General features: G+C 37.8%; 15 protein-coding genes. 11 read left to right on the forward strand and 4 right to left on the reverse strand.

What is annotated here, in order from left to right; translation table 11 throughout:
- Nucleotide 1: 1 nt before the first annotated feature.
- The 4 genes from holA to ACFILW_RS01810 all read left to right on the forward strand — a co-directional run bounded on the left by holA (nt 2) and on the right by ACFILW_RS01810 (nt 5,023).
- A complete protein-coding gene (gene holA / locus ACFILW_RS01795) occupies nt 2-1,042 on the forward strand; it encodes a DNA polymerase III subunit delta (RefSeq protein ID WP_375645607.1) in 1,041 nt (346 codons plus the stop codon).
- A gap of 604 nt (nt 1,043-1,646) precedes the next feature.
- Entirely contained in the window at nt 1,647-2,579 is a 933-nt protein-coding gene (locus ACFILW_RS01800; protein WP_375645606.1) for a prephenate/arogenate dehydrogenase family protein, read from the forward strand.
- 1,082 nt (nt 2,580-3,661) lie between these two features.
- Entirely contained in the window at nt 3,662-4,516 is an 855-nt protein-coding gene (locus ACFILW_RS01805) for a YihY/virulence factor BrkB family protein (protein WP_375645604.1), read from the forward strand.
- Between the two features lie 30 nt (nt 4,517-4,546).
- Complete coding sequence (locus tag ACFILW_RS01810; RefSeq protein ID WP_375685009.1) at nt 4,547-5,023, forward strand: YaiI/YqxD family protein; 477 nt, start codon at nt 4,547-4,549, stop codon at nt 5,021-5,023.
- A 2-nt stretch (nt 5,024-5,025) separates the two neighbouring features.
- On the opposite strand, the gene ACFILW_RS01815 is transcribed toward ACFILW_RS01810, so the two are convergent.
- A complete protein-coding gene (locus ACFILW_RS01815; protein WP_375684977.1) occupies nt 5,026-5,721 on the reverse strand; it encodes a TlpA disulfide reductase family protein in 696 nt (231 codons plus the stop codon).
- Between the two features lie 32 nt (nt 5,722-5,753).
- On the opposite strand from ACFILW_RS01815, the gene argH reads away from it, so the two are divergent.
- From argH to ACFILW_RS01840, 5 genes are all read left to right on the forward strand, one after another.
- On the forward strand, nt 5,754-7,154 hold the full coding sequence (gene argH / locus ACFILW_RS01820) for an argininosuccinate lyase (RefSeq protein WP_375622098.1): 1,401 nt from the start codon (nt 5,754-5,756) through the stop codon (nt 7,152-7,154).
- A 51-nt stretch (nt 7,155-7,205) separates the two neighbouring features.
- Nucleotides 7,206-7,385 carry an LPS translocon maturation chaperone LptM gene (locus ACFILW_RS01825; protein WP_375622099.1) on the forward strand — a complete coding sequence of 60 codons (180 nt, stop codon included), beginning with the start codon at nt 7,206-7,208 and terminating at the stop codon, nt 7,383-7,385.
- An 8-nt stretch (nt 7,386-7,393) separates the two neighbouring features.
- The gene (gene lysA / locus ACFILW_RS01830) at nt 7,394-8,674 is read left to right on the forward strand and encodes a diaminopimelate decarboxylase (protein WP_375684979.1); all 1,281 of its coding nucleotides are present in this window, start codon (nt 7,394-7,396) and stop codon (nt 8,672-8,674) included.
- 126 nt (nt 8,675-8,800) lie between these two features.
- Nucleotides 8,801-11,230 carry a TIGR02302 family protein gene (locus tag ACFILW_RS01835; RefSeq protein WP_375645602.1) on the forward strand — a complete coding sequence of 810 codons (2,430 nt, stop codon included), beginning with the start codon at nt 8,801-8,803 and terminating at the stop codon, nt 11,228-11,230.
- Between the two features lie 222 nt (nt 11,231-11,452).
- Complete coding sequence (locus ACFILW_RS01840) at nt 11,453-12,223, forward strand: class I SAM-dependent methyltransferase (RefSeq protein WP_375622102.1); 771 nt, start codon at nt 11,453-11,455, stop codon at nt 12,221-12,223.
- A 903-nt stretch (nt 12,224-13,126) separates the two neighbouring features.
- On the opposite strand, the gene ACFILW_RS01845 is transcribed toward ACFILW_RS01840, so the two are convergent.
- The 3 genes from ACFILW_RS01845 to tsaD all read right to left on the reverse strand — a co-directional run bounded on the left by ACFILW_RS01845 (nt 13,127) and on the right by tsaD (nt 16,816).
- Complete coding sequence (locus tag ACFILW_RS01845) at nt 13,127-13,807, reverse strand: response regulator transcription factor (RefSeq protein WP_375622103.1); 681 nt, start codon at nt 13,805-13,807, stop codon at nt 13,127-13,129.
- A gap of 893 nt (nt 13,808-14,700) precedes the next feature.
- A complete protein-coding gene (locus ACFILW_RS01850; RefSeq protein WP_375622104.1) occupies nt 14,701-15,135 on the reverse strand; it encodes an EVE domain-containing protein in 435 nt (144 codons plus the stop codon).
- Nucleotides 15,136-15,721: 586 nt separating this feature from the next.
- Nucleotides 15,722-16,816 carry a tRNA (adenosine(37)-N6)-threonylcarbamoyltransferase complex transferase subunit TsaD gene (gene tsaD / locus ACFILW_RS01855; RefSeq protein ID WP_375684981.1) on the reverse strand — a complete coding sequence of 365 codons (1,095 nt, stop codon included), beginning with the start codon at nt 16,814-16,816 and terminating at the stop codon, nt 15,722-15,724.
- Nucleotides 16,817-17,102: 286 nt separating this feature from the next.
- On the opposite strand from tsaD, the gene ACFILW_RS01860 reads away from it, so the two are divergent.
- Nucleotides 17,103-18,287, forward strand: a complete 1,185-nt coding sequence (locus ACFILW_RS01860) for a COG4223 family protein (RefSeq protein ID WP_375684983.1) — start codon at nt 17,103-17,105, stop codon at nt 18,285-18,287.
- Between the two features lie 11 nt (nt 18,288-18,298).
- On the forward strand, nt 18,299-19,858 hold the full coding sequence (locus ACFILW_RS01865; RefSeq protein WP_375684985.1) for a heme biosynthesis protein HemY: 1,560 nt from the start codon (nt 18,299-18,301) through the stop codon (nt 19,856-19,858).
- Nucleotides 19,859-19,922: the final 64 nt, after the last annotated feature.

Below are 19,922 nucleotides of genomic sequence, written 5' to 3' on the forward strand. Positions count from 1 at the left end.
TGTGGCTCAGAAAAAAGCACATGAAGTTGATCAGTTTCTAACGCGTTTTTCACGTGCTTTTCCTATTGTTCTCATTTATGGGACAGATCGTGGTCTTATTTGTGAGCGTGCACAATGTTTTGCTAAGCTTACACGGGTAGCTATAGAAGATCCATTTTCAACAATTCGTTTGGATGCTGCTGAAATTGATAAAGATCCTGCACGTTTGGAAAATGAAGCGCGTACGTTATCGCTTTTTGGGGGAGATCGTTTGATATGGATTTCTAATGCTGCTAACCAAAAAGGTTTTCTTGCTGCCTTAAAGCTTTTAATTGAAAAGCCGCCAGAAGCCTGTTTTATTCTCATTGAAGCAGGGGATTTAAAAAAAGGAACAGGGTTGCGCAATGCTGTTGAAACGGCATCAAAAGCAATGGCTTTACCTTGTTTTGCCGATGATATGCGTTCTCTTGACGGTTTGATTGATGAGGTTTTAGGGCAGTTTAAGAAGACTCTTTCTTTGGATGCACGTAGATGGTTGCATGAAAATTTAGGGGCGGATCGTCTTGTATCACGCGGTGAATTAGAAAAGCTTTGTCTTTACGCTGCAAATGTTCATATTACTCTTGAAGATGTGAAAGCTGTTGTAAGCGATGTCAGTGCTCTTTCTCAAGATGAAGTCGTTGATGCTCTTTTATTGGGCGATATATCAGGCTTTGAAGCGCATTTTAACCGACATGCAGCAGTGCATGGGGCACTTTTTTTAATTTTGAGTACAGCTCAAAGACATTTTCAGCAATTACAGCTATTGCGTTATCAGGTAGAGGTTGAAGGAAAATTGCCTTTTACGGTGGTTTCTCAAGCTCGGCCCCCTATTTTTTTTCAACGGAAAAAAACCGTTGAACAAGCTTTAAAATATTGGAAGTTAGAACAGATTTCTTACGCAATGGAAAGAATTCAGAGTGCTGTTTTAGACAGCCGTAAAAATCCGCTTTTGGGTGAAGCTATCATTCGTCAAGTTTTGTTAGGACTTACAATTATTGCACGACGCCAGATGGCAGCTTAGTATTTTAAAAATATTATGATTTTTTATTTTGAATACAATACAGAGGCATTTTCAGCAATTAAAACTGTTGTATTATCAAGTAGAGGTTGAAGAAGCTGTATTTTTGAGAATGCGTTATTTTACGGTGTGTTCAATACTCGCAAAACTTGTTTTGATGTTATAGAATTTACCAATTGTACCAATCAATATAATGTATTGTGGTAATTTAGAAGGGTATCTGCTTACGCTTTTGATACGTTTTTTTGAGAGTAAATTAGTGAGATTAAAGTAACCTGATGAGATTTGTGTAAGGTTGTTATTGTCTTGATAAAGAATTTATGAGAATGCATTTTATTTTGTTTCAGTGGTGCGCTCTGGTCAGCAATGAAGTGAGTGTTTAGAGCTTAATGTTACATTTTTCGTCACTCATTTTTTTGTGTTTTTGTAAGTAAAATGATCTGTTGTCAGTTTGGCGCAGGTGGTGATTGGTAAACTGCGTTATTCTTTATTCCCTAGTTGTAGTTTTTTAATGTTTTGCGCATAACTCTTGAATAAACAGACAGGAAAATTATGATTTTTACGACTGTCTTTGTTGCCATTTGTAAAGAATCCTTAAAGGTGAAAGATGCTCCATATTCAATTTGAAAAAATAGCGCTCATTGGGATCGGTCTGATTGGATCTTCTTTGGCAAGGGTGATTAAAAAGAAAAATCTTTCAATTCAAATTTCTATTGCAACCCGTCGTCAAGAAACATTGGAAAGAGCGCGCGAATTAGAACTTGGAGATTTTTATACAACGGATAATGCAGAGGCTGTTGAAGGTGCAGATCTCGTTATTATTTCTGTTCCTGTTGGGGCAAGTGCAGAGGTGGCAAAAAACATTCATGATCATTTAAGGCAGGGGGCAATAGTGAGTGATGTTGGTTCTACAAAAGAGTTGGTTATTACAGAAATGGCGCCTTTATTGCCCAAAACGGTTCATTTTATTCCGGGGCATCCTATTGCTGGAACGGAATATTCGGGTCCGGATGCTGGTTTTGCTGATTTATTTATCAATCGCTGGTGTATTTTAACGCCTTTTGCGGATAGTGATGCGGCGGCTGTAGCACGATTGACAGCATTTTGGGAAGCTTGTGGTGCGCGTGTCGAAAAGATGGAGCCTAAGCATCATGATCTTGTTTTGGCAATTGTTTCGCATTTGCCGCATTTGATTGCCTATAATACTGTTGGGACAGCGAGTGATTTAGAAAAAGTAACAAATTCGGAAGTAATTGCTTATTCCGCTTCTGGTTTTCGTGATTTTACACGTTTGGCATCTTCTGATCCCGTTATGTGGCGAGATATTTGTTTGCATAATAAAGATGCTATTTTAGAGATGTTGAGTCGTTTTAATGAGGGGCTTGCTTTTTTAGAACAGGCAATTCGTTTAGGGGATGGTGAAACACTGTTTAATTTTTTTATGCGTACACGTGCTGTGCGCCGTAATATCATCGCAGCAGGGCAGGAAATTGATGCCCCTGACTTTGGGCGTCATAACATTTCTAAAGAGGGAATGTAAAATAAGAAATTTTTGAATTTTCGTTGTTTTGCTTATTCTTATCATATCTCTTGATTAGGATATTTGTTCTTTTAAATTGTGTGTTGTGTATGAAGATACGGCGTTATTCTCAATAGTTTGTACGATAAGTAAGTGCGCTTACCTTTGTTTTCTCATTTGTGCTCTAAAATGATTTTTGCATCCTCATGAGGGGCAGTTGTGGTTTTGGTTAGCTAATCGCATAAATTAAAACAAAACTCATAGAGATATGCTTTAAGTTTGATTTATTTCATATGGAAAAAGAAAGGAAGAATTTATTTTGGGAAAATAATGGGGAAACTGAATAATTTTTTATATTTGAAAGTAAAGACATATAAAAAGTACCACTTTTCCTATTATCATACTGAGAATTATATTTCCATCAATTTGATTTTCATGAATATGACACAAGAGATTTGTGGGAGATTTATGCGGACGTCTGTAAGTAAATAAAAAGCTCGGTATATTACGGTTGTTATTGCGCAAATGTTTTTAAAAAGCAGGGGTAATTCTCCAATCTGTAGCTGGTATATTTTTCGTTTTATGATGTTGTTTCCTGTCTATTAACATTCAAACCTTATGCAGTAACATGTTTGAGATAAATATTAAGATGATTCAGTGTGTTCGTTTTTTTAGCTTTTGTATGTCAGGTTGAGGAGAATCTTGCTTGTATCTGTTTGGTTTGTCTTTTGAAGCGGGAAAATAACTTCATTTGAGAACAATATAAAAGATATAAAGGTAGAAAATCATTTCCATTCCATCTATCTCCTTTTAATTAAGCTTTACAATGTGTAAAGTGCAAAAAAATTCATGGAAATATTTTTACCTCACATTTTGTTTTTTGCGTTCTTTGGTTAGGTTGCTCACGTAAAACAAAAGGCTTCAAACAGAATATAATTGATTAGTAAAATTTTTTGACTTGTTCTTTTAAGCTTTGGGACAGAGTGAGACTTGACCGCATGGATTATTGCCCTTTATACTAACAGGCGTTTGTTTAAAGTTTTGATGGTTTTTATAAAGCTTAGGATAACTGAAAAAAGGGTGTTACCAGAAAGTATTGAGGTTTGTTAAGAAATATCTTTTGGTATAGTTATCGTATTTTTGGTGATGCAATAAGTCATTATTGGCGTGATAATGGAAGTGCTTTTGCGAGCCATGTTGCGCTATCGGGGCTTTTAGCATTTTTCCCTTTTTTTATTTTCGGAACATCTTTTGCTCGTTTTCTAGGGGCTTTTACCTATACACCGCAAAAAATTAAAGCACTGGTGCAGTTATTGCCGGATGTCATTGCAGAGCCTTTATCCCAAGAAATTGTCAATGTTTTAACCATTCATCGAGGCGGTGTGTTGACGCTTTCTGTCATTGGAGCGGCTTATTTTGCTTCTAATGGGATAGAGGCTTTGCGTACGGCTTTAAATAAAGCTTACCGTGTTACTGATCGACGGAGTTTGTTATTTTGTCGTTTTCAAAGTCTGTTTTTTGTAATCCTTGGTGCTGTTGGTCTTGTTGTGATTAGCTTTTTATTGATTCTGGCGCCTTTGTTGATCAAAATTATGCAAAATCATTCTTTTTTTATGACTGAATATATTGCTGTTATTCGTGTATGGCGTTATACAGTTGCAATCGTTATTTTGTTTATCAGTCTTTTGATTGTTCATAAATGGCTTCCAGCAGGGCGGCGGAAATTTATAGATATTTTACCAGGAATAGTGGTGACAATGTTTATATGGTTTATGGCTTCTATCGCTTTTGCGCAATATTTAACGATGTTTGATTATATTTCTACCTATGCAGGGTTGGCATCTATTATGGTTGCTATTATTTTTCTCTACATATTGAGTGCAATTTTTATTTTGGGAGGAGAAATAAACGCGGCGATAATGTTTTATCGCAAGGATTTGCAACATTCAGATGAATGAAAGAGCTTATTATTGCTTGAAAGCCAAGGTATGAATATCCCAATAAAGCCTGCTATCACTTTGTTGATTGATGCAGATGCTTGTCCCGTAAAAGATGAAGTTTATCGTGTGATGAATCGTTATCAGCTTAAGACATTTGTTGTGGCAAATCGCTCTTTGTTCCTTCCAGATGAAGCACTCATTGAAAGAGTGGTCGTTGCTGGTGAATTCAATGGTGCTGATGATTGGATCGTAGAACATGTGCATGAGGCAAGTATCGTTATTACCAGTGATATTCCTTTAGCAGCACGGGTTGTGCAAGCTGGGGGTTTTTGTCTTTCGCCAACGGGGCGTATTTTTGATGTAAATTCAATTGGTCAGGCTTTGGCGATGCGCAATTTGATGGAAGATTTGCGTGGACAGGGCAGTATAATAGGTGGTCCCCGTCCTTTTTCTCGTAAAGACCGTTCTGCTTTTTTGTCAGCACTGGATCTTGTTATACAACGTTTAAAAAGACGAGGTTATTAAAGTTATAGGGCTTCTTTAATGACTGCTTTTATAAGTTCTTTGGCATCGTCATTGGCCCATGGTGCTGCACCATTGAAGGAAGCAATGAGATATCCCTCTTTATCAATAAGCAATGTAATGGGGAGTCCTAAAGCGAGCCCCTGTTTTCTAACATTGTTGAAAATATCCATTGTTTCATCGCGATAGTAAAGCAAATTATCTGAATGAATATTCTGTAAAAATTGCTGAATTTTTTCAGGAGAAGCAGTTTTATCGATATTAATCGCTATGACATCAAAGTTTTCTCCACCTAATTCACGTTTTAATTGCGCAAGTTCGGGCATTTCTGTGCGGCAAGGTGCACACCAAATAGCCCATAGATTGACCAGCATTGGTTTTCCAGTAAATTCGCTGAGTGTGTGCTCTTTTCCTAGAATATCCTTGAAAGAGAGTTTATTCATATCTGAGGGCGTATCAGCAAATCGTATGTGGCTAAAAAAGCCTTTTGCTGCTTTTCGTATCGCCATCATTTTTTCTGCTCGTGCTTTATTAGTATTTATTTCTTGTGCTTGTGCTGCTGAAATGAAATTGAAAAGAAAAAACTCTCTTTTGGTATCGTAGTTTATGGTTGCGTATAAACTCAATGCAATGATAAAGAATGCAAGGGAAAGTTGCCTTTTTTTATTGTTTTTTTTGCTGATGAAAATTTGAAAAATCATAATTTTGTCCTTTGGAGGGGTGTTTTCAGAATATGACAGATGAGAAGTTAAAGAACCAAATGTGGGGTGGTCGGTTTGCGGCAGGTCCTGCTGCAATTATGGAAGAAATTAATGCCTCTATTGATTTTGATCAAAAACTTTATCGACAAGATATTGAAGGTTCTCTTTCTCATGCGGCTATGTTAACGCAAACGAAAATCATTTCACAATCAGATTATGAAAAAATTGTTCATGGTTTGAAACTTATTCGCCAAGAAATTGAAGACGGTAAATTTGTTTTTTCACGAAAGCTTGAAGATATTCATATGAATATTGAAGCGCGGTTGAGCGAATTGATAGGTCCTGTAGCTGGGCGTTTGCATACGGCGCGTTCACGCAATGATCAAGTTGCTGTTGATTTTCGCTTGTGGGTACGTGAAGCAACGCAAAAGATAGCACAAGCTTTAAAAGGATTGATAGAGCAATTACTTATTCGCGCAGAACAACATGTTGATACCTTTATGCCAGGCTTTACGCATTTACAATTGGCTCAACCCATAACATTGGGTCATTATATGATGGCTTATGTTGAAATGTTTGGTCGAGATTTATCGCGGATGCGTGATGCTCTTGAGCGAATGAATGAATCGCCTTTAGGGGCGGCTGCTTTAGCGGGGACAGGCTTTCCAATTGACCGTTTTATGACAGCAAAAGCGCTAGGCTTTCGCGAACCTACACGCAATTCAATTGATAGTGTTTCAGATCGTGACTTTGCATTGGAATTTTTAAGCGCTGGCGCTCTTTGTGCAACACATCTTTCGCGATTGGCGGAAGAAATAATTCTTTGGTCAAGTGCACAGTTTTGTTTTATTCATTTATCAGATGCTTTTTCAACAGGGTCTTCCATTATGCCACAAAAGAGAAATCCTGATGCGGCAGAGTTAGTACGAGCGAAAGCAGGTCGATTGAATGGTGCGCTTATGGGATTGTTAACGGTGATGAAAGGATTACCGCTTGCTTATTCAAAGGATATGCAAGAAGATAAAGAATATGTGTTTGATGGGGCTTTGAGTTTGGAATTATCACTAGCAGCAATGACAGGGATGATTGCTGATTTGAAAGTGAATAAAAAAGCCATGAAACAAGCAGCAGATTTAGGATATGCAACAGCTACGGATTTTGCTGATTGGCTTGTACGTGAATTAGGGATTCCTTTTCGTGAAGCACATCATATAACGGGGCGTGCTGTAGCATTGGCAGAAAGAAAACAGTGTCGCCTTCAGGATTTATCATTAGATGAACTTCAAGCAATTTGTCCTGATATCAATGCGGCACTTTTTGATGTTTTGACCGTTGAAAAATCTGTTGAAAGTCGTAAAAGCTTTGGGGGAACAGCGCCTTCAGAGGTTCTTCGGCAAATTGCGTATTGGAAAAAGCGTCTCGTGAGCGCTTGAGTGATTGTATTTTAAAGGTAACAAAGAGATCGAGATGAGGAAAGAGGACAGATGAAAATTATATTAAAGGGGTTGATAATTGTCCTTTTTGGGGGCTTGGGTATCGTTGGGTGTGGGCGTAAAGGGTCATTAGAGTTACCTCCTTCAACAGGAGTGAATTCTTCACAAGGAACTTTTGTTTCTCAAGGTAAAACAGATAAACCTTTTATTCTTGATCGGTTAATACAATAGGAATTTTTATGCGTTTTTTTTCTTATCATCAGGGTGTGCTTCACGCTGAAGGTCTTTCTCTTTTGGAACTTGCGCGGGAAGTTGAAACACCTTTTTATTGTTATTCAGCTAGCGCAATCGTTGCACATTTTAAAGATTATCAGAATGCATTTCATGATATGCCGAGTTTAATTGCTTATGCGGTTAAAGCGAATTCCAATCAAGCAGTTTTACAACTTTTAGCTAACAATGGAGCGGGAGCTGATGTGGTCTCAGAAGGGGAATTACGGCGTGCACTTGCTGTTGGTATTCCTGCGCAGAATATTGTTTATTCTGGTGTTGGTAAAACAGTGAGAGAAATAGATTTTGCTCTTGCACAAGATATTTATTGTTTTAATGTTGAATCAGAGCCAGAACTTGAACAATTATCGGCGCGGGCTGCTGCGCTTTCAAAAACAGCTCGTATTTCTTTACGCATTAATCCTGATGTGGATGCTAAGACTCACAAAAAAATTACAACAGGTAAGTCTGAGAATAAATTTGGTATTCCACTGTCTTTGGCGGGTGATGCATATAAAAAAGCAGCTCAATTGCCTGGTCTTCATGTGTGTGGTGTTGATCTCCATATTGGCAGTCAAATTTGTGATTTAAAACCGTTTGAAGATGCATTTGTTATTGTTGCAGATTTTGTGCGTCAATTATGGAATAATGGTTATGCGATAACCCATATCGATATTGGGGGCGGGCTTGGTATTCCTTATGGTTATGAGAAGCATCCAGTACCTTCTCCTTTTGAGTATGCAGCACTGGTACAGAAACATATTGCGCCTTTAGGGATCAATATTATCTTAGAACCTGGGCGTAGTATTGTTGGTGAAGCCGGTGTGTTGGTAACATCGGTTGTGTATTTAAAAAAGGGGGAAGGACGAAATTTTGTTATTGTTGATGCGGCGATGAATGATTTCATGCGTCCAACGCTTTATGATGCGTGGCAAAATGTAATGCCAGTGAAAAAAACACCAGTAGATGCCCCTCTGATTAATGCTGATATTGTTGGTCCTATTTGTGAAACTGGTGATTATTTAGGCTTGGAACGTTCTTTACCAGTGTTAAAAGCGGGTGATGTTTTGATGTTAACAGGAGCAGGGGCTTATGGCGCAGTGATGGCAAGCACTTATAATAGTCGACTTTTGGTGCCGGAAGTTCTAGTTCAGGATACACGTTATGCAGTCATTCGTCCACGCCTTGATTATGCACAATTGATAGGCTGTGATCATATTCCAGATTGGATTGAGCCAAAATTAGATTGAGCATTATTAAATATTTTGGGTCTTATTTTTACTAAACTTTGATGAAACAATTTATTTTCTAGAAATTGTTTTGTATGGGGTTTATGATCTTAATGCACCACGATAAAAGGGGATAAATGCTTGTTTATGAAAAATAAAAACATCAAAGGTTTTGCAATGAAGCTTTTGTGTGTGCGCATTTTGATGTGGGGGATCCTTTCATTTGAACGGATGTGGGTACGGTTGTTGCCATTTTTCCTCGTTCTTAGTCTCTTTTGTTCGTTTAGCTGGTTGGGACTTTTTGGCATTTTGGGCTATTGGTCACATTTGCTTTTACTTGGGGTTATACTTGTTTGTGCTGGGGCGAGTTTATTTTTTCTTATTCGTTTTCGGTTTCCCACAATGCGGGAAGTAAATTGCCGCCTTGAACGCGTCAATGATCTTAGACACCAGCCTTTGAATATTCAGACAGATCGTTTATGTTCTGAAAATGATGAAGATTTTAGTGCTGTTATTTGGCGTGAACATCAACGCCGAATGGCAAAGCAATTATACCATTTAAAAACTGGATTTATCTCTCTTAATAGTGCGGATTATGATCCTTTGGCTTTGAGGGCTTTGTGTGCTCTTCTTTTTGTGTGCGCTTTTAGTTTTTCTTTTGGTTCACAAGGGGGGCGTTTGGCTGATGCCTTTGATTTTCGTCCTGTCGTTGATGAAAAACTCATGCGGATTGATGCTTGGGTAACACCACCTGCTTATACCGGTGTGGCACCGATTTATTTGACAAAAGATGAGAAAACACAACGAGAAATCCCTGAAGGGAGTAATGTTGTTGTGCGCGTTGTCAATGGGGCTGGCATTACAGTAAAAGCAAAGTCTGTAGAAGATGGGAGGGAAGTTTCGTTTTCAGAGAAAACGGAACAAACAACTTTGAATGATCCAATCGTTCATTTTGAAACACATTTAAAGCATTCAATAAATTTATTTGTATCATCACGTCGTAAAAAACAGCAATGGCATTTGCAGATAATTAAGGACACGCTTCCAACAATTCATTGGTTGGAAAAACCAGGGAGGATTTTAACGGGATCATTGGAGTTACGATATGTGGTGGATGATGATTATGGTGTGACAAAGGCTTTTGTTGAAATAGAGCCTTTTCTTCCTCAGAATAAAAGTGTTTCTTCTCTTTATAATGCTCCGGAAATAGAGCTTCTTCTTCCGCGTGGTGGAAAGGGGAAAATGCGGACGGTGCACGATGTATCAGCGCATCCATGGGCGGGTTCGCAAGTTAAAATTACTTTGGTGGCAGAAGATGGTGCGGGGCAGAAAGGGCGTAGCAAAACTTTTGTTATGATATTACCACAGCGTGTTTTTTCGAATCCTGTTGCACGCGCAGTGGTTGAATTGCGTCGTTTATTAGCGCTTGATGCTTCTGCGAGAGAGCGTGTATTGGATATGCTTTCTGCTTTGCTTGTGCGTCCAGAAAAGGGGCTGCAAAATGCATCGCATTTTATTGTTCTACAAAGTGCGTGGACAAGACTTTCTTTGGCACAAACAGACGAGGATTTGCGCGATGTGGTGGATTATTTATGGCAAATTGCTTTGGGTATTGAAGGCAATCAACTTGAATCCGTGCAAAAAAAGTTAAAACAAGCACAAGCTGCTTTACGTGATGCATTGCGTTACGGTGCTCCAGCGGCAGAAATTGAACGGCTTATGGCAGATTTACGTCAAGCTATGGATGAGTATATTCGTGCTTTGGCTGAAAAAACACCAGATAGTCAAGTTTCTAAAAATTCTAAAAGCTCAAAAAGTCCTAATCTTTCTGAAGCTACATTACAAGAAAAACTAAATTTAATTGAGGAAATGGCTAAAACGGGTTCTTCTTTAGCAGCTGAACAACTCTTGGCGGAAGTTGAACAGACGCTTGATCATTTGCAGGTGCAAAAAGGCAATCAAAATGAGGGAGAAAAAAGCCAATCTGCACAAATGAAAGAAAAGATGGACCAGCTTGGAGATTTAATGCGTCGTCAGCAAGAAATTCTCAATGAAACACATCAGTTAGAGATGGAACAAAAACGCGGAGAAAATGTACCGGAAACACAAAAAAAATCTTTAAAAAAACGTCAAGCTGAATTGCAGTCTGAATTATCAACATTGGAAAAAGAATTATCAGAACAAGGATTTGAAACAGGGGGCGCATTAAAAATGGCAGAAGAAAAAATGAATTCTGCGGAAAATGCTCTTGATAATGGAAATCATCAGGTATCTATACAAAATCAGTCTGATGCTTTGGAATCTTTGAGGCAAGGTGCACAAAATGTTTTGAAAAAAATGCGCGAAACACTCAAAGAAACGGGAGATGATCAAAATGCTGATTCTGGTCCTAAAGATCCGTTAGGACGTCCACTTTCTTCAAAAACAGATGAAAAACAAGAAGGTGAGGCACTACCACAAGAAAGTGATCAAATGCGTACGCGGCAGATTTTGGATGAAATTCGCAAACGTCTTGGTAAAGAGCATCTTCCAGAAGAAGAAAAAAACTATCTTGAAAGATTGCTTCATTTTAATTAACCAATGTTGGCTTTTTTCTTAATTGATGTCAAAAACAGTGTATGAAGAACCTCTATGGAGTTCATCTCTAAAAAAATGATTAAAGTGCTTGTAACGCAATAATCATCCTGCTGTACTGATTTTTTGATCATTTAAGTTTAAAATATGCAATATTGAAATGTTCGCTATTGCGGAAAAAGAGCAGAAGTCCATATAGGTTTGGTATATGAAAATCTGTAATGTTTGAAATTTGTTTCTACATGGTATGTTGAGTTGGATATCGTTACGCTGAAAGATTTTTATGCTTCTGCACTTGGGCTGCGTGTGCAAAAGACGTTGTGTGACCAATTGAATTTATGGTGGCCTGATCTTACCGATAAACGAATTATGGGGTTGGGTTATGCGCTTCCTTATCTTTCTGTATTGCGTGAACGTGCCCAACAATGTTTTGCTTTTATGCCTGCTGCTCAGGGTGCTTCGCCTTGGCCTTGTGCTGAGCAAGTTGCTACAGCGCTTGTTTTTGAAGAAGATTTGCCCCTTCCTGATGCGTCAGTTGACTGTATTTTATTGGTCCATGCATTAGAATATACAGAAAATTCATTTGAAACGTTGAATGAAATATGGCGTGTTTTAGCACCTAATGGCCACTTGATCGTTATTGTACCTAATCGCTCTGGTTTTTGGGCGCGCAATATTACTACGCCCTTTGGTTATGGCGAACCCTATAGTCGGCAACAGATTATTCGTTTGTTCGAAAAAACAAATTTTGTTTCTGGGCCAATACAAGAAATTGTACACTATATGCCCTCTACGGGGTATTTTTCGCGGTTGTTCTCATTTTTTTATGAGCCATTTGCTCGCTATCTTTTGCCTTATTTTGGTGGACTCTTAATGTGTCAAGCACAAAAACGTGTTTATCAGGGTTTGCTCGTACAGCGTCGTCAGTCGCGACGTATTTTTATTCCTGCTTTATCACCACAGACAAGAAATATTTTAATTTATAAAGATAATTAATCATTTTGTCATTGTCATAAGAACCGCAAATATAGAGGCATTCTCTTATTTCAATTTTTTGCATTTACAATTAAAAAATATTCCTTTGTACATTAATATGTGGAATTGGCATGTGAATAAAAAATCTCAAGTATCTATATACCGAACCATATTTCATGAATAGTGGAAACATTTTAAGAGAAAAAATGCTGGTATCTTCGTAAGCATAAAAATAGCAGAGTCCAAGGGATCTTACATAATATGGTTCATGGTGGTTAAAAACTGTACAAGGAAGGATTAAAATGCTTCTTATGAACCATCTCAAGTATCAAGGGCTCCTCTTGCAACATCGAGATCTAACAAAGTGTGTGATGGTGCCGGTTTGTTCTTTTATAAGCGTAAAGATGGTGGTGCTCTATGGCTTTATCGTTAGGATAAACATTTAGCGTTATATCATTAAATTATACCATCTCTTAAGAGAATATAAAATCATAAAGAATGGAGGAAAACTATAAAGATAAAAAACATCTCTCAATTTAGGCTAGTGAATGTGAGATAAAGCAGTGCGTGGAGCGGTGTTTCTGAAAAAATAATCATAAATAGCACTCATCTAAAGATGATAGTTATGATCAAGAATGTTGCTAAAAGATATCACGATTATTTATATGCGGAACATATTAAAAATTTTAAAAAGAACAAAAGCATGTGAAACAGAAGTTACAAAGTATATTGTGAGGTTTGAAAGCATTTTTGTTTCTGGTTCTCATGTTGGAATATTTCGTTTTTTATTCATAATGTTATATCTTTTGTCATAAGAGTAAGTTCTATGTAATAGCATTCGAATTATTATATGCGAAGTTTTTTTATCTCGTTTTTGTTTTCATTTAGGATATTAAAATTATTTTTGAAACAGTAAATCTCGAATTAAAGATTTAAACGATAACCATTTTGATCTGTCATGAGAATTTGTGCATTGGAGGGATCGTTTTCGATTTTTTGTCGCAAACGATAGATATGGGTTTCTAAAGTATGGGTGATAATATTTTCATTATATCCCCAAACTTGTTCTAACAATGTTTCACGGCTGACAATTTTATCATTGGCATGATAGAGACATTTAAGGATCGCTGCTTCTTTTTCTGTGAGACAGATTTTATTGTTGCATTGATCAAGAAGAAGTTTTTGTCTTAGTTTAAAAGTATAGGGACCAATATGAAAGGTTGCGTCTTCATTTTGTTCATATTGGCGCAACTGTGCTCGAATTCTCGCTAATAACACCGCAAAGCGAAAGGGTTTTGTTACATAATCATTGGCGCCTGTTTCAAGATCTAAAATATTATCACAGTCTGTATCATAATTTATTATCATGATAATGGGGGCACGAAATCCTTGGGTGCGTAATTGTTTAACGGCTTTGTAGCCATCAAGATCAGGAAGTTGAAATCCCAAAATAGTGAGATCAATATTTTCTTCTTGGATTATTCTCATTCCCGCTTCTGCTGTTTTTGCTTGGAAAATTTTAAACTCTTGATGCATTTGCAATTGTTCTACTAAAATGGGGCGTAGATCATCATCTTCAACGATTAAAAGAGTATAGTGGTTCATGTTTTTCCTTATAGGCATGTTGATGCACTGATTGGTATAGTTTCATGAAAAATGAGATTTCATGCAAGAAAAATTAAAAGAGAGCGCTTCTAAAAAATAAATTTTTATAATTTCTAATGGTTGCTTGCTGAAAAGAAGGTATTCCGTCTGTAGAGTATTTTACGTATTGGTTGGAAGCGTTTTTTATGTTCTAGAACGTGTTTTAGCCATTGAGTGTCATCATCTTTACGCTTTATGGAGAAACAAGGTGGCACTATCATTCACTTTGCTAGTTCGTGGGTGTTGCGGACAGTCCTTGGCACTTGAGACGATTCATAGGAGGAATTTTTAGTTCTTTCTTTCACGGTTTTTATCCATATGGGACTTTCTCCGCTTGTAATGTGCAAGCAAATAGCTTTTGATTGATTCAATATAAACAGGTTGGGAATGAGAGAATCCTGCGGTATGAGGCGCACTCGTCCAACATGCAAAACAATGAACACGCAATATGATGCGTTTTTTAAGCGTGAAGAGAATTGTGCAAAACCTAGCGCATATGCACTGTTTAGGAGAACTTCACGATCATTTTTATTATTTTTTATCCACGTTCAGTTTTGTTTTTTTGTTGCATTTGTGTGCGAAGGGGATTGAGTGTTATGTTCGTGGTGTTGCTTATTATAATCGTTGAGCAAGCTTTGCCTTTAGCAATGCCGAAAAGATGCATCATAAAGAGGCTTTTTGTGTAATTTGGAAGGAGACTGTATTGAGAAAGAGTGCAGGATAAAAAATGACAAAGAAAAATATCATATTTATGCATTTAGCATGAGAATACCTCAACAGAAGGATGTGTTGTGCTTATTCTTTTGCGCTATAAAGCATCTTTTTATATGAGTTAATGAATAAAAATTATTGTTTTAAGATAAAAGCATTTCCCTCTTAAGGTTGCCCATCAAACAGACTTCTTTCCATTCATCTTCTGTCACGGGTTGCACTGATAAGCGGCTGGTTTTGACCAACGCCATATTTGCTAGTTTGGGGTTGGCTTTAATTTGTTTTAATGAAACAGGTGTTGGCATGTCACAAAGTGCACGGATATCCACACATTCCCAGCGTGGATCAGAGCTTGTAGAATCAGGGTGTGCTTCAGCACATATTTCTACAATGCCCACAATTTCTAAACCTTTATTTGAGTGATAAAAAAAACCTTTATCACCATATTTCATGGCGCGCATATTATTACGGGCTTGATAATTGCGTACACCATCCCATTGTTCGCCATTAGCTCCTTTTTTCTTTTGCATCTCCCATGACCATTTATAGGGTTCAGATTTAAAAAGCCAATAAGCCATAAGTTCACCTTTTTCATAAATTGTTATGCATTTTTATAAGTATCTTTGTAATACCATCAACGATGATTTTTAAAATGGGGTAAAGAACGGCTATTATCTGTTTTTTCTTGTTTCAAAATAGAGAGACGCGCTCCATTAATATTTCATGTTGTATAAAGGTATTTTGCTCTTTTCTTATCTTTTCAGCTATGGTTTGAAATGCGGTCACTATAAGAGTTTTTGGGAAAAAATGAAGAAAATTGGTTCTAAAAAGCTTTAAGATTACAATGGCAATGAAACGAATGAATGGTCAAAGATGAAGAGGTCAACGAATGGCATTCATATTTATGCTTCGTGGGAGAGAGTAGATCTTATTATGCTGTAAAATACCGTCATTTGAAATGTAATGATATAAGGCAGTTTTTTGAAACATGAAGGTTTTCAGAATATGTGGTGAATATTTAGGTTTACGTGTCGAGCTTTGGGTTAAGTGAATTGTGTGATTTGGAAGCAGGTGGAAGCTGCTCGATAGAGAATTCGGGCTATCTATAGACCGGATTGAGTAGAAATCTTCGTTCTTTAAGGTGTGTGTGGGACGTCAATTTTCTTATGCTTTTGTTCCACGGCGACCCATCCCGATCAAGGGGGGGGCTTTTTCATCTAATGGCCAGCGTGAGCGAGGGGCAATATCAAGAGGGCTTGTTTCTCCCCGTGCAAGCTTTTGTGCACCGGCAAAAGCAATCATTGCAGCATTATCGGTACACAAGGAAAGAGGAGGGGCTATAAATTCAAAACCATGTTGATGGGCAAGTTCTTGTAATGTAGAGCGAATGGCTTGGTTTGCGGCAACGCCGCCCGCAACAACCAAAGCAGGAGAACGTTTTTCTTGATTATGAGAGAGAGGATATTGGTGGGTAAAGTGTTGTAGAGCGAGGTGAACGCGATCACGTACTGTATCGGTTACGGCGGCTTGAAAACTTGCGGCAATGTCAGCAATATCATTTTCTGTAAGAGGAGCTATGGCTGTTGCGGCTTGTCGAACAGCAGTTTTGAGTCCTGAAAAAGAAAAATCTAATCGTTTTTCACCTTTTAAAGGACGTGGAAGAGGGATGCGATTTTTATCACCAAATAAAGCTGCTTTTTCAAGTGCTGGTCCACCAGGATAAGGAAGACCTAAAAGTTTTGCTGTTTTATCAAAGGCTTCTCCTAATGCATCATCAATAGTGGTTCCTAAACGTTGGTAGTTGCCTACTCCATGAACAAGGATTGTTTGTGTATGACCTCCTGAAACCAAAAGTAATAAATAAGGAAAGCTGACGTTGTGCGTTAACACAGCTGTTAAAGCATGTCCCTCTAAGTGATTTACCGCAATAAATGGTTTGCCAGTGGCAAGAGAGAGTGCCTTTGCGCTCATAACGCCTACCAACAATCCTCCTATCAAACCAGGTCCACTGGTGGCTGCAATGCCATCAATATCTTTTAATTTTGTGTTTGCTTCTGTTAGTGCTTGCAGAATTAAATGATCAAGAACTTCAACATGGGCACGAGCAGCAATTTCAGGAACAACACCGCCGTAAGGTGCATGGTGATCAATTTGACTCCAAACAACATTGGAAAGAATTCGGCTGTTTGATTCATTGTTATATTCAATGATAGCTGCTGCCGTTTCATCACAACTTGTTTCTATTCCCAGCAGACGCATTTTAAACAAAACCTTATATTGAAGCTTCTTTCCTGCGTGCGTACCATGAACAGAAAAAGATGCAAAGTATTTCTCTTAGAATTGATTTTTCTATTTCTTTGAATTTTATGATATCGTTGATTAAAAAATAAAGCTGTATTTTCGAGTATAAAATGCAAATGTTTTTTTAAAAACTTGTCTATTAAAGGCGATAATTGTAAATATTATTGAGAAAAGCTGCGTTTTTAAAACTTTTTTCATTTTATTATTTTATCATTAAAAAAAGTGTGCACGAAAAGTGACAGAGATGGTCGATTCTTCAAAACCAAAAGTTAAACCACATTATGCTGGTACGCGTCGTAAGAAACCAGTTATTGAACATGAAGCTGTTCCCCATGATTCAGAGGAAAAAAACCACAATTCTGTAGAATCTCATGCGCGAGAAAAACAGAATATGCAAGGTCAGGATAAAAGTATCTCTGGTACAACTTGGCTTTTCTTGTCCCTTTCTGGAATTTTGGGGGGATTCATTGCTTTGGGAATTTTTATGGGGCTTCAATGGGCTGGTTTCTTTCCTTCTCCTTTTGTGGGAAATTCTGCTGGGGGGGAAAAAGCTTTGCAGATTGCTGAAGCTGCAAAAAGTCAAGGTGAAGATACAAAGGAACAATTGAGGCGGGTCTTTCAAGAAATCGATGCGTTAAAAACAGAGTTTTCTTCTTTTTCATCACAACAGTTTAAAACAACGAAAAATGATGAACTATCGAAAGAAGAAAGCAAAAAAGCTTTTGCGATTTTAGAGGAAAAAGTAAAAGCTCTTGAAGAAATTGTACAAACCTTTATTAGAAAATCGAAAGATATAGAGACGGCTTTGTCTGTTGGGTTGAGCAATGCAAATGATCTTGCTGCGTTAAAACAACAGTTAGAAGCACTACAGGAAGAAATTGCTGTTAAAAATAGTGAAAAAAAAGAAATAAATACCGCGCTCTTTACTGCAATTAGTTCATTAAAAAATGCTGTAGAACGTGGTGGATCTTATAATAATGAATTAAAGCTGTTACAACAATTATCGCCTTCGATTAATGGACTTGATGTGTTGCAAAAAACAGCTACAGTGGGTCTTCCAAGCTCAGCACAACTTTCAGTTGATTTTGCTCATGTTGCCGATGCAATTGTTGGTACGCAAAATATTGTTGCATCAGATGCTGGTTTTTTTGACAGAATTTTAGCGTGGATAAAAGGGCTCATTGTTTCGCGACCGATTGGAAATGTTGAAGGGCCAACGCTGGGGGCTATTGCGGCACGCATGGAAGTTGCCATTCAAGCTGGTGATTACGAAAAGGCTTTGAGCGAATGGCAATCATTGCCCCAAAGTGCAAAAGATGTTTCAAGGGATTTTGTTAAGCAGCTTGAAAGACATATTGCTATTCAACAGTTGTTGCAGCAATTGTTATTGTCTGTGCAACAAGGATCTTTTAAAGCAACAAAGATGTAAATAGGCCCAAGATGATACGTGTTTTTATTTATATTTTTGTTGTTTGTATCCTCGGTTTAGCTTTCACGTGGGTTGCTAATCACAATGGTATTTTTGTTCTCACATTTTTGCATTTCAGATTTTCTGCTTCATTTCTTACAGTGTTAAGTGTGCTTATTTTGTTTTTTGTAACGCTGGTGCTTTTATGGTGGTTATTGTCTTTCTTTTTTTCCATACCGAGTGCTCTTTCCAATTATTTTTATAAACGCCATCAAAAGCGTGGTTACGAAGCTCTTTCAAAGGGGATTCTTGCAACTTTTGCTGGTGATAGTATGGTTGCGCAAAAAATGGAAGCACGGGTTGCTAAATATCTTGCAGGAAAACAAGAGCCATTGGTAAAACTTTTACAAGCGCAAACCTTGTCTTTACAAAATAATTCTGTTCGCGCCATCGGTCTTTATGAAGAGATGAGAAAGGAAGATTCGACAAAATTGGTTGGACTTTATGGTTTGTTTCGTGAAGCGATGAAGAGTAAAGCTTATGAAGCAGCGCAACAATATGCCGAAGAGGCACTGACTTTATCGCCAGCACTTTTATGGGCGCATCAGGCGGTGCTTGATCGATTAAGTGCTGAGGGTAAATGGGATAAGGCACTTACTGTTTTTGAAAGAGCAAATAAAGCTCTCCCGCGTTCTGTTCGCGCGACTCCAGAGCGGCAGCATATACAGGTTTTACTACTAAGTGGGCAGGCATTTTCTTTGTTTGATACACATCCTGTACAAGCACGTGAAGCCATTTTGAAAGCCCATAAATTGGCGCCTGATTTTGTTCCAATAACAGTGATTGCTGCTGATATTCTTTATAAGTTAAATGAAACGCGTAAAGCGGATAAAATGATTATAACGGCTTGGCAAAAGAATCCTCATCCTGACTTGGGAGCACTTTATCTGGAAAGAGAAGAAGGAGCTATTGGGCGATTGAAAAGGGCTAAGACACTTGCTGCTTATAATAAAGATGCATTTGAGTCGGCTTTCCTTATTGCTAAAGCAGCTTTGGATGCTGGTGAAACAGTATTAGCAAGAGAGCAGGCACAAAAAGCATTGCAGTATCATCCACGGGAAAGTGTTTATTTATTATTGGCAGATATTGAAGAGGCACAGGGAAACAATCAGGCTGCTGTACGTCAATGGCTTTCTTTAGCACTTCGTGCTGAACGTGATCCAGTATGGATGTGTGATGGGGCCATTTTTTCTTCTTGGTCAGCAGTTTCTCCAATCAGTGGACGTTTGGGCTGTTTTGAATGGAAGGCGCCTCCTTGTATGCCTTCTCTCACATTAGAGGCGGACAATATTGTGCCGAAAAAGCAAGACAAAGAGTATGTTATGGAAAAAAGTGATGATGTTGAAGATAAGAAGCTTGAAAAATTAACACCTATAGATGATTCTTTTTTGCATAATGCGCAGGTGGAGAAACAAGATATAAAAGAACAAGATGTAAATACATTCGGCCAAACTCACTTAAATGTTGATGATCCAGGGGTTAAAACAGAAGAAGAAACGTCTTTATCGAAGAAGAAATTTCGTTTATTTTAAATTGTGTTAATAGGGTAGTCTGAGCGTTTTGTCGGAAGAAATAATTAATGTAGGAGAAAAAATT

The sequence above is a fragment of the Bartonella sp. TT110JLCBS genome, from assembly GCF_042193405.1.
Lineage (GTDB): Bacteria > Pseudomonadota > Alphaproteobacteria > Rhizobiales > Rhizobiaceae > Bartonella.